Origin of the sequence: Sulfitobacter sp. SK011, assembly GCF_003352065.1 — a bacterium.
Lineage (GTDB): Bacteria > Pseudomonadota > Alphaproteobacteria > Rhodobacterales > Rhodobacteraceae > Sulfitobacter.
In genome coordinates this window covers 1,111,163-1,124,057 of record NZ_CP025803.1, presented here as the reverse complement: position 1 = coordinate 1,124,057, position 12,895 = coordinate 1,111,163, and the positions used below count along the sequence as shown (strand labels likewise).

11 protein-coding genes are annotated in these 12,895 nt (G+C 56.9%); 2 read left to right on the top strand and 9 right to left on the bottom strand.

What is annotated here, in order from left to right:
* Nucleotides 1-163 precede the first annotated feature (163 nt).
* A complete protein-coding gene (locus C1J02_RS05460; protein ID WP_114877677.1) occupies nucleotides 164-1,045 on the top strand; it encodes a BadF/BadG/BcrA/BcrD ATPase family protein in 882 nt (293 codons plus the stop codon).
* Here C1J02_RS05460 and C1J02_RS05455 read toward each other — a convergent pair.
* Genes C1J02_RS05455 through C1J02_RS05435 form a run of 5 tightly spaced genes read right to left on the bottom strand, consistent with a single transcriptional unit; the run spans nucleotide 1,042 to nucleotide 6,885 of the window.
* Nucleotides 1,042-2,331: an amidohydrolase family protein gene (locus tag C1J02_RS05455; protein ID WP_114877676.1), complete on the bottom strand. Its 1,290-nt coding sequence runs from the start codon at nucleotides 2,329-2,331 to the stop codon at nucleotides 1,042-1,044. The two genes, C1J02_RS05460 and C1J02_RS05455, sit on opposite strands and share 4 nt — an antisense overlap.
* Nucleotides 2,332-3,276 (bottom strand): ABC transporter permease, encoded by a 945-nt coding sequence (locus tag C1J02_RS05450; RefSeq protein WP_114877675.1) that lies wholly within the window; start codon nucleotides 3,274-3,276, stop codon nucleotides 2,332-2,334. It abuts the gene before it with no gap.
* Nucleotides 3,276-4,325: an ABC transporter permease gene (locus C1J02_RS05445; protein WP_114877674.1), complete on the bottom strand. Its 1,050-nt coding sequence runs from the start codon at nucleotides 4,323-4,325 to the stop codon at nucleotides 3,276-3,278. Before C1J02_RS05445 ends, C1J02_RS05450 begins: the two co-directional genes overlap by 1 nt.
* The gene (locus tag C1J02_RS05440; RefSeq protein WP_114877673.1) at nucleotides 4,315-5,865 is read right to left on the bottom strand and encodes an ABC transporter ATP-binding protein; all 1,551 of its coding nucleotides are present in this window, start codon (nucleotides 5,863-5,865) and stop codon (nucleotides 4,315-4,317) included. The genes C1J02_RS05445 and C1J02_RS05440 overlap by 11 nt, the downstream gene beginning before the upstream one ends.
* The gene (locus C1J02_RS05435; protein WP_205389867.1) at nucleotides 5,866-6,885 is read right to left on the bottom strand and encodes a BMP family protein; all 1,020 of its coding nucleotides are present in this window, start codon (nucleotides 6,883-6,885) and stop codon (nucleotides 5,866-5,868) included. It abuts the gene before it with no gap.
* Between the two features lie 177 nt (nucleotides 6,886-7,062).
* Between C1J02_RS05435 and C1J02_RS05430 the strand changes: the two genes are divergently transcribed.
* Nucleotides 7,063-8,391, top strand: a complete 1,329-nt coding sequence (locus C1J02_RS05430; protein WP_114877671.1) for an aspartate aminotransferase family protein — start codon at nucleotides 7,063-7,065, stop codon at nucleotides 8,389-8,391.
* A gap of 104 nt (nucleotides 8,392-8,495) precedes the next feature.
* On the opposite strand, the gene C1J02_RS05425 is transcribed toward C1J02_RS05430, so the two are convergent.
* The 4 genes from C1J02_RS05425 to ugpE all read right to left on the bottom strand — a co-directional run bounded on the left by C1J02_RS05425 (nucleotide 8,496) and on the right by ugpE (nucleotide 12,884).
* Nucleotides 8,496-9,167: a hypothetical protein gene (locus C1J02_RS05425; RefSeq protein WP_114877670.1), complete on the bottom strand. Its 672-nt coding sequence runs from the start codon at nucleotides 9,165-9,167 to the stop codon at nucleotides 8,496-8,498.
* The gene (locus tag C1J02_RS05420; RefSeq protein WP_114877669.1) at nucleotides 9,168-10,568 is read right to left on the bottom strand and encodes a selenium-binding protein SBP56-related protein; all 1,401 of its coding nucleotides are present in this window, start codon (nucleotides 10,566-10,568) and stop codon (nucleotides 9,168-9,170) included.
* Nucleotides 10,569-10,988: 420 nt separating this feature from the next.
* Entirely contained in the window at nucleotides 10,989-12,044 is a 1,056-nt protein-coding gene (locus C1J02_RS05415; RefSeq protein ID WP_114877668.1) for an ABC transporter ATP-binding protein, read from the bottom strand.
* A 3-nt stretch (nucleotides 12,045-12,047) separates the two neighbouring features.
* Complete coding sequence (ugpE, locus tag C1J02_RS05410; RefSeq protein WP_114880391.1) at nucleotides 12,048-12,884, bottom strand: sn-glycerol-3-phosphate ABC transporter permease UgpE; 837 nt, start codon at nucleotides 12,882-12,884, stop codon at nucleotides 12,048-12,050.
* Nucleotides 12,885-12,895 lie beyond the last annotated feature (11 nt).

Here is a 12,895-nt window from a genome sequence, read left to right as displayed (position 1 = left end):
TTCTTTGTCTCCTCATCGCATCTGCGATTGCATGTTTGTATCCGTTAGCGCTAACATAGCACATTAAGCACGCAAATCAATCACTCCGTTGTCCGTTGCACTGCATAAAAGTTCGGTTAGGTTGTGAGCGCATCAGAAATTAAGAATACAGGTCAAGGTCAGCATGACAGAAATAGATCAAACCGTCCTTATCGCGGTAGATGGCGGCGGCACCGGATGCAGGGCCGCTGTGGGGACTGTTCAGGCTGGTATCATCGCCGAGACGCGGGGTGGGCCGTCGAACGTCAGCACGAACTTTGAAGGGTCGGTGGCCAATATCACTGAAACCATCGCCCAGGCCCTGCACACAGCAGAACTGGACGGCATTGATCTGTCACAAACGGTCGCCCACATTGGCGTTGCCGGGGCCAATACCGAAGGTGAAATGCGCCAGGTCGAGGCCGCGCTTCCCTATGGGCGCTGCCGTGTCACGGGCGACCGCGCCACCACGGTTGCTGGCGTTCTGGGCGCTGACGACGGATATGTGCTGGCGCTTGGCACAGGCACCATCATTGCGCGCCAACACGCACAGGAAATGACCACTGTGGGGGGCTGGGGTTTTCAGCTGTCTGATCAGGCATCTGGCGCATGGCTGGGCCGCACATTGTTGACGCGTATCCTGCTCGCGGAAGACAGGTTGATTGATCACAGCCCGCTCAGCAGTGAGGTTTGTGCGCGGTATGGTGGCGGTAATGAGCTTGTTGTTTTCAGCAATACCGCAAAGCCAAGTGACTATGCCAAATTCGCGCCCGAGATCATTGGCGCTGCGGACAATGGGGACAAGATCGCATTGTCGATCCTCAACGAGGGTGCGCAGTATGTCGAATGCGGCCTGAACGCTTTGGGGTTTCGGCCCGGCGACGGTCTTTGTCTGTCGGGTGGCGTTGGCCCGCGCTATGCCCCGTATCTGTCCGCACCTTACATTCAAAACCTGCGCGAACCGCAGGGCAACGCGCTGCAGGGTGCGTTTTCACTGGCGCGCCGGGTCGCGGTTGCGGCCTCCTAGCTGGGTTGCGAATGCGCCTTATGACGGCGGCGCACGCTTGCAGGGCGTCCCGACAAATCAAGGCGCGCATCATTGCGGCTCTGGCGCGATATCACCTTGCCTTTCGCAATCACGCACAGCCGATCTGGCCGCAGACGCAACGCTTCGATCGGATTGCCCGCATCCAACACCACCAGCGACGCTTTGGCCCCGACCCGCAGACCGTAGTCTTGCAACCCCATGATCGACGCATTCACATTTGTCACCATATCAAAGCAGCGCCGCATTTCGTCAGGTGACGTCATCTGCGCCACGTGCAGACCCATGAACGCCACATCGAGCATGTCCGCGGTACCCATCGAATACCAGGGGTCCATCACGCAATCCTGCCCCCACCCCACCGTGATGCCCAGCGCCTGCATTTCCTTCACGCGCGTCAACCCGCGCCGTTTGGGATAGGTGTCGTGACGCCCCTGCAACACGATGTTGATCAGGGGGTTCGGGATGGCGGCCACTTCAGCCTCTGCCATCAGGGGCAGTAGTTTGCTAACGTAATAATTGTCCATCGAATGCATTGATGTAAGGTGCGATCCCGCCACCCTGCCCTGCAGCCCCAACCGCTGTGTCTCAAATGTCAGCGTCTCGATATGCCGCGACTGCGGATCATCGGTTTCGTCGCAATGCATGTCCACCATCAGACCACGTTCCGCCGCGATCTCGCACAAAGCAGTGACCGATCGTGCACCGTCTGCCATGGTACGTTCAAAATGTGGAATCCCGCCCACCACATCAACGCCCAGATCTAGCGCGCGCAGCGTGTTCGCAAACGCAGTTGGATCGCGGTAAAGCCCGTCTTGGGGGAACGCGACCAGTTGCAGGTCGATGTACCCCGCCACCGCCTTGCGCACCTCCAGCAACGCCTCAACGCCCAGCAGCCTGTCATCACAGGTGTCCACATGACTGCGGATCGCCAACAACCCCATGGACGCCGCCCAATCGCAATAAGCCAAAGCGCGGTCATAAACCTCTTGCTGCGTCATCACTTGTTTCAGTTCGCCCCAAAGCCCGATCCCTTCAAGCAGCGTGCCAGAGGCGTTGATGCGCGGGGTGCCGTAACTCAGCGTGGCATCCATGTGAAAATGCGGGTCGACAAAGGGTGGGCTGACCAGATCGCCCTGCGCGTCAATCACTTCGGCGGCGTCGGCATCCGTGAGGTGGTCCATGGCCGTGATCTTGCCATCTGCAATGCCGATGTCGGTCACCCGGCCATCCGGTAGGGTTCCACCTTTTACGATCAGATCAAACATCTACCGTTCCCCTTTGTTAAATGGCACCATCAGCGCCGCTGGCACCTGCGCCCGGCGCGACATCACCACCAGTGCCAGAATGGACAGGATGTAAGGTGCCATCAAGAATATCTGATAGGGAATATCGGCCCCCAACGGTGTCTGTTGCACCCGGATTTGCAGAGCGTCAAAGGCCGCAAAAAGCACGGCCCCCAGCAGCGTCTTCCCCGGTTTCCATGACCCAAAAACCACCAACGCAATGCAGATCCAGCCACGCCCATTGATCATCTCAAAGAAGAATGAATTGAACGCCGACATGGTCAGAAACGCACCACCCACGGCCATCAACCCACTGCCCACCATGACCGCGCCCATACGGATTGCAGTGACATTCAGCCCCTGCGCCTCGACCGCGGCCGGATTTTCACCAGCGGCGCGCACGGCCAGGCCGACGGGTGTGCGGTACAGGACAACGGACACAACCACCGCCAGAACAAAGGCCAGGTAGGTCAGTGGCGTCTGGCTGAAAAGCGCCGGACCGAGCAATGGAATGTCTGAAAGGATTGGTATCTCAAACGGCTGAAACGCGTCGATCTTGGGCGGTGACGTTACCTCAGGCAAGGCGAGGCGATAGCAATAATACGTCAGTGATGTTGCAAGCAGCGTGATCCCCAGACCCACGACATGTTGCGACAGCCCAAAGGGCACGGTGAGCAATCCATGCAACAAGCCGAACGCCATACCAGAAAGCATGGCCACTGCGACGCCGAACCAAAGCCCCCCGCCCAGATAAACGGTGAGCCAGCCGGCAAAGGCCCCGACGACCATGATCCCCTCAATCCCGAGGTTCAGCACGCCCGCGCGTTCACAGATCAACTCACCCAGTGCCGCAAAAATCAGCGGCGACGCGATGCGGATCGCGGCGGTCCAAAAGCTGGCAGATATCAGGATGTCGAGAATATCCATCAGTGCCACCTGACTTTGAACCGGGTGAGCATGATCGCCAGCACCATCATTAACAGCGCCATGGCCAGCATGATATCGGCCAGATAGGTCGGCACGCCTGCGGCCCGGCTCATGCTGTCCGCACCGACAAAAATTCCCGCCACAAAAAGCGCCGCGATCACCACACCCAAAGGATTGAGCAGCGCCAGCATGGCGACGATAATGCCAGTGTACCCAAACCCCGGCGAGATATCCAAAGTCAGGCTGCCTTTAAGGCCTGCCACTTCTGAAAATCCTGCAAGTGCTGCCAATCCGCCCGACAAAAGCGCGGTTTTGATCAGCACGGCGTTGACCGGAATGCCGGCAAATCGCGCAGCATCGGCGTTCAAACCAACCGCGCGCATTTCATAGCCCAGCGTGGTTCGGCGCTGTATCACCCAGACCACAACCGCCGACAGCAGTGCCAGGCCAAACCCCCAGTGCAACCGCAACCCATCGATCATGCGCGGCAACCGCGCCTCGGCGATCAGCCGCGCGGATTTGGGCCACCCCAACCCCATCGGATCCTTCAGCGCCCCTTCCAGCAGCATTGACACCCACAGCAACACAACGAAATTGAGCAACAAAGTCGTGACGACTTCGTCCACACCAAAACGGGTCTTGAGGAATGTCGGTACCAAAAGCACCAGGGCGCCCGCCAGCATTGCGGCCGCCGCCGTCGCGGGCAACAATATGCCAGCGGGCCAGGCCAATGCCCCCGTTCCCATCACCACTGTGACCACTGCGCCGACATAAAGCTGTGCTTCGGCTCCGATGTTCCAAAGCTTGGCCTTGAACGCGACGGCCACTGCCAGCCCGGTAAAGATAAGCGGTGTTGCCCGGTTCAGCGTTTCAAGCGTGGCAAATTTCGACCCGAACGCCCCTTTTATGATCAAGCCAAGCACCGAAAACGGGTTCGCGCCCGCAATCATTGCCAACAAGGATGCCGCGACAATCGTTGACGTGATGGCGACCGCAGGCAGTCCCAGCGTGCGCGTCCATGACGGGTTGGCGACAGGTTCAAGCCGCATGATTGTCTCGCGCTTCAAAACCATGGCCCGCCATCCAGACGCCCAATTCCGCCGGGCTCAGCGCCCCACGTGCAAACCCCGGTGACAGACGCCCCTCCGATATCACATGGATCACATCTGACAGCGCCGTGATCTCATCCAAATCTTCCGAGATGAGCAGGACCGCCGCACCACGATCGCGTGCAGCCAGCAATTGTTCATGCACATACGTCAGGGCGCCAATGTCCAGGCCGCGCACCGGTTGGTTGGCCAGCACCACATCCGGCGAGACCTCAAGCACGCGCCCCAAAATCAGCTTTTGCATATTGCCACCTGACAGCAGCCGGATGCGGGTATCCGGCCCTGGGCACCGCACATCGTAACCTGCGATAACCTTTTCGGCAAAATCCCGCGCGGCGCGCCAGTTCATCAAACCTCGGCGGCTGAAAGGCGGCTTTGCATAAAGTTCAAGAACCGCATTTTCGGTCAGATCAAAATCCGCAATCGTCCCGGTCTTGTGGCGATCCTCAGGTATCCGTGCAATGCCCGCTGCCAGTGCGGCGCGTGGCGTCCAGCCGTTGGTCGAAGCGCCCATGATGCGCAGCGTTCCCGAGGCGGGTGCGATCAGCCCACCGATCAGATCAGCCAGTGCCGCCTGCCCGTTTCCCGACACACCTGCCAATCCGGTAATCTGTCCTGCGCGCAGCTCCAAATCCACCGCACGCAGCCCCGGCGCGCTGCCGATATTGGGTGTGCTGACACCCGCAAGCTCCACTATTTCCTTGCCGGGATTTGCGGCGCGCACTTGTGGTGCGGCAACCTCTGCACCGACCATCATCTCAGCCAACTCATGTCGGTCGGTTTCTGCCGTCTTGGCCTCTGCTACCAATTTCCCGTGCCGCAACACCACCACGCGGCTGGAGATCGCCGTCACCTCATGCAGTTTGTGCGAAATAAAGATCACCGACAGCCCCAGCGCCACGGCCTTGCGCATGGTGGCAAAAAGATCATCGGCCTCTTGCGGCGTCAACACGGCGGTCGGTTCATCCAGAATAAGGATGCGCGCATCGCGGTAGAGCGCCTTGAGGATTTCGACCCGCTGGCGCTCCCCCACGCTCAATGCGCCAACCTGCGCATCGGGGTCCACGTGCAACCCGTAATCCTCAACCAGCGCCGAAATGCGTTTGCGTGCGGCACCCGCCTGATACCCCATTCGCCAAAGCGAGGCGGTGCCCAGCACGATGTTTTCCAACACGCTCATGTTATCGGCAAGCGTGAAATGTTGATGCACCATACCGACACCCGCCGCCAGTGCGGCGCGTGGATTGCCGGGCGGCAACGTCTGGCCAAACACCTCAACCCGACCTTCGTCGGCGGTGTAATGACCAAACAGGATGTTCATCAGCGTGGTCTTGCCCGCGCCATTTTCCCCCAACAGCGCAATCACTTCGCCCTGCCGCAGATCAAAACTGATCGCGTCATTGGCCGTGAGGGTCCCAAAGCGTTTGGTGATGTTGTCGAGGCGCAGGACAACCTGCGCCTCTGACGGTGGTTGTGTCATCTACGAAGACTTTGGTTCTTCGTCGTTGATTTCAACGCTGAAACTGCCATCCATGATTGCGGCCTGCTTGGCCGCGACCAGATCAAGTGCCGCTTGCGGCACTTTGCCGTCAAACGTACCCAGCGGCGCAAGTGACGATCCGCCCTCAGCCATAAACGAATATTTGCCATAATCCGCCGCTTTGAAGGTACCGCCTTTGACCTCGGCAATTGCCGCGTCCAGCGTTGGCTCAAAATGCCAGATGGCCGAGGCCACAACTGTTTCAGGATACTCTGACTGCGTGTCGATTACATTGCCGATAGCCAGAACACCCTTTTCCTGTGCGGCGTCAGACACGCCAAAGCGTTCGGCATAAAGCACATCAGCGCCATTTTCGATCATTGCAAATGCGGTTTCCTTGGCCTTGGGCGGATCAAACCATGACCCAATAAAGCTGACCTGAAACTTGATGTCAGGGTTCATTTCCGCCGCGCCCGCCATAAACGCGTGCATCAAACGGTTCACTTCAGGGATCGGGAAACCGCCGACCATGCCAATGTTGCCCGATGACGTCATGGCACCCGCAACGATGCCCGACAGATAGGCGGCGTCCTGAATGTAGTTGTCGAACACCGCGAAATTGCCAAGTGCCGCGTCTTCTTTGAAACTGGAGCCCATGAGGAACGAAACCTCAGGATAATCCGCCGCCACTTCGCGGGCTTCTTGTTCGGCACCAAACACTTCACCAATGATCAGCTGATTGCCAGCTTCGGCATATTCGCGCATCACGCGGGCATAATCGGTGTTCGATACGTTTTCGGTGAAGGTATATTCAATGTCGCCGCGCGCCTGCGCTGTTTCGGCGGCTTGGTGAATACGGCTGACCCATTGCTGTTCGACGGGTACGGTATAGATGCCCGCAACTTTGATCGGTTCGGCGGCAAAGGCTGCGCGTGGCATCAGGGCTGCGACCCCGACAAGTGCTGCGGCACTGCCCATTAATTTGCGGCGCGTCATCATCAGTGCTTGGTTCTTCTTCATCGTCACTCCCCCTTTGATTTCTATTTTTTACCGTTTGGATAAATTTCGTCTGTGTCAACCCACCTTATCTTCTATTCCATTGCAATGCTCGCAAATAGCCATTGCTCTGCGTAATGGTTTGGCACACGCGCGTCTCTATCTTATGGTATTGCGGAACCACAAAGGACGGACATCCCGATGAGCCATGTTTTACGCCGCAGCCTGACCGCTGATCAGCCCACGATCGTCAAAGGCGAAGGGTCCTACCTGATCGACGACACGGGAAGACGGTATCTGGATGCCTGCGGTGGTGCGGCTGTCTCCTGCCTAGGCCATGACAACAGAGCAGTCCGTGAAGCGGTTACCGCACAGATGAACATATTGGCCTATGCCCATACCGGGTTGTTCACCAATGAGCCTGCGGAAAAACTGGCTGATTTTCTGATCGCTCGGGCACCGAAAGGCACTGGCGAAGGCCGGGTGATGTATCTTGGCAGCGGCTCTGAAGCGATGGAAGCCGCCATGAAACTGGCACGGCAGTATCACCTCGAACGGGGCGACACTGCACGCACGCGGTTCATCGCCCGCGCGCCCAGCTATCATGGCAACACGCTTGGCGCATTGGCGGTTGGCGGCCATGCGGGCCGCCGTGCGCCCTTTGCCGCGATGCTGATCGACGTCGAGCACATTGACGCCGCATATGCCTATCGCATGCAGCGCGACGACGAAACCGAGGCGGATTTCGCGCTGCGTCTGGCCAATCAACTGGAGGACCGAATTCAGGCCATGGGGCCTGAAACTGTCGCCGCCTTTATCGCGGAACCAGTGGTTGGCGCATCTTTGGGCAGCCAACCTGCACCTGCGGGATATTTCAAACGCATCCGCGAAATCTGCGATGCGCATGGCGTGTTGTACATAGCGGATGAAGTGATGTGCGGTATGGGCCGAACCGGGTCGCTTTACGCGCTTGAGCAGGAAGGCATCTGTGCAGATATCACAACAATGGCCAAAGGATTGGGTGCGGGGTACCAACCCATTGCCGCCGTGATGGCATCAGAAAAAGTGATCAACGCCATTCTGGACGGCAGCGGCAAACTTTGGAACGGGCACACCTACATGTCGCATGCGGTTGCAACCGCCGGTGCCATGGCTGTGATGCAGGAAATTGAGGACCGCAATCTGTTGGCCGAAGTAAAGCGGCTGGGCGCGCGGTTGGAAAAAGGATTGCGTGACCGTCTGGGCCAACATGCCCATGTGGGCAACATACGCGGACGCGGGCTTTTTTGGTCTGTCGAACTGGTGCAGGACCGCGAGACCAAAGCGCCTTTTGATGTCAAACGTAACTTGGCGGGCCGCATCCAAAACGCGGCGATGCAGGCCGGCGTGATCTGTTATCCCTCACAAGGGTGTGCAGATGGGACTGCGGGCGATCACGTTCTGATTGCACCCTGCTATACATCGACCGAAGAAGAAATTGACACGATTGTTGAAACTTTGGCGCAGGTGATTGAAGCCGAAACCGCCTGAGATTATCGCGGCAAGGTGCCAAGGCGAACCAGGTGCAAGACCCCTCGCACCTTTGAAGATGCGTGTGAAAATAATCCTTGAAGCCCGGCACTGACCGTCAGAAATCAATGACCGTAATACGCGGCGTAGATGCCGAAAGCGCCCACAACAATGAGGCTCAGCGCCCAGACAAGGTCGAGGTTGAACCACGTTTTTGAAATGAATTTCAGGCCAAGCCAGAAATAGATCACCACAGCGATCAGCCCCCCGGCAACGGACATGGCAAAGGTGTGCACAGCGGCGACGCTGAAGGCGGTTAAAACATTGCTGCCCATCAATGCCTGAGCGGCAAGATGACCAGTCTCATCTGCACCCACCGCGCAGATCCCAAGGAATACGGGGACAAGCATCAGTCCTGCACCATGGGCCATTGCGGCAAGAAATGACCACAGGGCCAGACGCGCCGGATGGACCCGCGCCAGAAACTTTGGATGCCGTCGATTGATCAGCAGGTAGATACCCATCGCGATGACAAGCAGCCCCGCACCAATGCGAATTTCAACTTCCCACTGAACGAGAAAAATCATCAGCGAAAACGGCAGTAAAATGCCGATCATCGCCAAAAAATGACCGGCTGCCAGCATGGCAAGGGCTTTGGGCAGGGCGCTGTGTTTGCGTTCCATCAATCCGGCGGAAACGGCAAGCGGCCAACCCATACCGGGATTGATGCCATGATAGAGCCCAGAAAAAATGACGGCCCACCACAGGGCCGTCACCGAGATTGCGTCGTCAATCACCTAGACAGACGGATAGCAAAAGCTGTCAGTTGAACAATCGCCGCCCTCAAGACGGATCTGGTGGCTGCGATAGCCCATGGGGAAATCAATATAGAAATCCTTATCAAGGGTAAGACCACCGTCTTTGCCAACATTCGCCATCACCATCTGACCGCCCTCATCGTCGGGATAGAATTGATCGTCCCATGTAGAATAAAGCGAGTTTGTCCAATAGACCCGCTTACCATCGCGGCTGATTTCGACCATCTGCGGACCATAGGCAAATTCCTTGCCGTTTGGATGCTTGTGGTTGGCGACGATGCCGCCCAGTTCAACCTTGCCAGCAAGCTTGGGGTTCATTGGGTCCGACACGTCATATTGATGCATCTCACCAAGGCCCCAGCAGGCGACGTAAAGATATTTGTCATCAAGGCTCAGGTCGATGTCTGTGACCAGCGGCGGCACCGCGCCGAACCCTTTCAAAAGCTCCGGCAAATCGTCGGCATCAGCGGGTACAGGATCAATTGTGATGGTCTTTTTAGATTGCCAGACACCATCGTCATCGCGCCACCATGTAAAAATCGCGCCTTGCAGGTTCGTCGTATCCACAACAACACCGCAGAAACCATATGATTTTGTCGGGTCATGGGCCGGGCGGATTTCCAGAGCCATCTGGTGGTTCGCCCCAAAATCGATGGTCTGAATGTTCTTGCGCGCCCGCAAATCCCAAAAATGGATCGAGTGACCATATTTGTTGGACAACAGGTCTTCAGGCACAATGCCGTTTTCAAATTGCGGCGGCAGACCCCATTCGGAACTGACCATATAGTCCTGCGGCAAGTTCCACCAGAAATCGTAGTGCTTGTCTTGCTTGCCACGATCCATTTCATACTGGCCGATGATATCAAAGGTTTCGCAATCCATGATAAAGATGCCCGGAGGACCGTCTGTGCCGTCTGGGCCACCCCCGCCAAGGGTCGAGACATAGATGCCCTCAGGGCCGCAGTGAATTGTGTGGGGCCGCGAATACCCCGTCTTTTCAAAAATCTCTTCCGGCTCAATTGTCTTGTGGATTTTCGCCTTCAACGGCTCTTTCACGTCGATGATGTAAATGCGCGAAGACCGGATGCCGGGCACGATCAGATACCGACGTTCAAGAAATGCGTGGCCCGACAGTGGCGACAATGAGGATGAACAGGCGTTCCAGCCGAAATGGTGAAATTCATCACCTTTGTTGGGCACGATCACCTGATGAACAATCTGACCATAGGTGTCTGATTTTGGGTTCAGATCGACAACGGCAATCCCGTCTGACTGCGAACCATCAGGGCTGAGCATGACGGTAAAGCCGTAATTCTCGACAGGTGCCTGCATCGCAAGTTTGGCCGTCGCGTGAAATGTTGGATCAGGTCTAAGGTTCATTTGTTCCTCCCAGAAACATCTATTGCTCTTATATTTGAGCTCGGTTTAAGGCCATAATTGACCAGGTGTCGAACTGTGCCTCCCACACATCCAAGATGCTGCAAAGCACAACAGCTTCGTGAATTTTCAAAAATTTGACCGGTTACGACGCGTATGTGGCCCTCACTATTTGTGCCGACGATAGCCTGGCAAACCATATACAACCATCGGCGAGCCCTCGGGACGCATGGAAGTTTAGTGGTTTATCGCTTCGGTCTTTTTTAAGCAGTTGCTCAGGATGCTAACGCGAAATGTCGGTTTGGCAAAGGCCCGATACTTTGGCAGGCGAATACGCGTGTATCAGCCGGCCCTACGCCGATCAGAGATATGTCAGGCCAGCCCCAGCGACAAACGTGCTTGTCCCGCCACATCTGGCCATGATCAGGATATTCGGCGCAGGCCGGTGCCGGCATCAAAGATATGTGCCTGACCGGGCTGAATGGAAAAACGCATGATTTTGCCGGTCTCTCTCAGCGGATGAACGCCTTGCAAGCTGGCGGTAAAATCGGCTCCTGCATCGGTCAATTTGCCGTGGAAAAGCGTATTGGCCCCAAGCGGTTCGGTCATCTGCACAGCAAGGCTCAGAGCACCTTGGTCATCCTGCACAAGGTGTTCCGGTCTGACCCCCAGTTTGACAGCACCATCAGGTCCTGTCGCATCGGCAACCGGCACTTCTTTCAACACAACCTTGCCGCCCTGCACATGCGCATCAAGGATGTTCATCGACGGGCTGCCAATAAACTGCGCCGCAAATAACGTGCGCGGTGTTTCGTAAACCTCCAGCGGCGTCCCGATCTGCTCGGCCACCCCTGCGTTCATCACGATCATGCGGTCTGCCATTGTCATGGCCTCGACCTGATCGTGGGTCACATAAAGCGAGGTGATGCCAAGCTTGGACTGCAGTTCCTTGATCTCAAGCCGCATCTGCACGCGCAGCTTTGCATCAAGGTTTGACAGTGGCTCATCAAACAGGAAAACCGCAGGTTCACGCACGATGGCACGGCCCATGGCGACCCGCTGACGTTGCCCCCCCGAAAGCTGCTTTGGCTTGCGATCCAGCAAGGCTTCCAACTGCAAAAGCGTCGCAGCCTCTTGCACCTTGGCGTCGATTTCACCCTTTGGCAGGCCCGCGATCTTGAGCCCGTATCCCATGTTCTGGCGCACCGACATATGCGGATAAAGTGCGTAGTTCTGAAACACCATGGCGATGTCGCGGTCCATGGGTTCCTTGTCGTTGGCGCGTTCTTCGCCAATAAACACATCCCCCGACGACACCGTTTCAAGCCCGGCAACCATCCGCAGAAGTGTGGATTTTCCGCACCCTGACGGCCCGACAATAACGATGAATTCGCCGTCCTCGATGTGGGTGCTGATCCCGTGGATCACATCGGTCGGGCCAAAGCTTTTCTTGATGTCTTTTAGCGTAACTGTCGCCATGTCTTATTTCTCGCTGTCTACGAGGCCGCGAATGAACAGCCTTTGCATGCTCACAACGACGATTACCGGGGGGATCATCGCAAGGATTGACGTCGCCATGATCACCGGCCAATCCGCAACATCGTCACCTGACGGGAACATCTGCTTGATGCCCATCACGATGGTGTTCATCTCGGGATCTGTGGTGATCAAAAGCGGCCAGAGGTATTGGTTCCAGCCATAGATAAAGAGGATCACAAAGAGTGCTGCGACGTTTGTGCGGCTCATCGGTATGACGATATCAATGAAAAACCGCATTGGCCGTGCACCATCGACGCGCGCGGCCTCAGCCAGCTCATCGGGGATTGTCAAAAAGAACTGGCGAAACAGGAAAGTGGCGGTGGCCGAAGCAATCAGCGGAAAGATCAGGCCGGAATAGCTGTTCAGCATGCCAAAGCTCGCGACCACTTCAAATGTCGGCACGATCCGGACCTCAACAGGCAACATCAGTGTCAGGAAGATCATCCAGAAAAACATGTTGCGGCCCGGAAAGCGGAAATAGACGATGGCAAAGGCCGAGATCAGCGAAATTGCGATTTTGCCGATTGCGATGCCCATGGCCATTATGAGGCTATTCAAGAGCATTGTCGCCACCGGCACGTTCACACCGGCAAACAGTGCCTTTGAGTAATTGTTCAAAAACTGATCACCCGGCCAGACCGGCATCGGAGGGCTGACAATTTCCGGCTGTGACACGGTTGAGGCAACAAAGGCCAGCCAGATCGGAAAGAAGATCACCAGAACGCCAAGGATCATGAAGACGTGGGTCAGCCATAGCCCCACGCCGCGTTTTTCAACCATGCCATGTACTT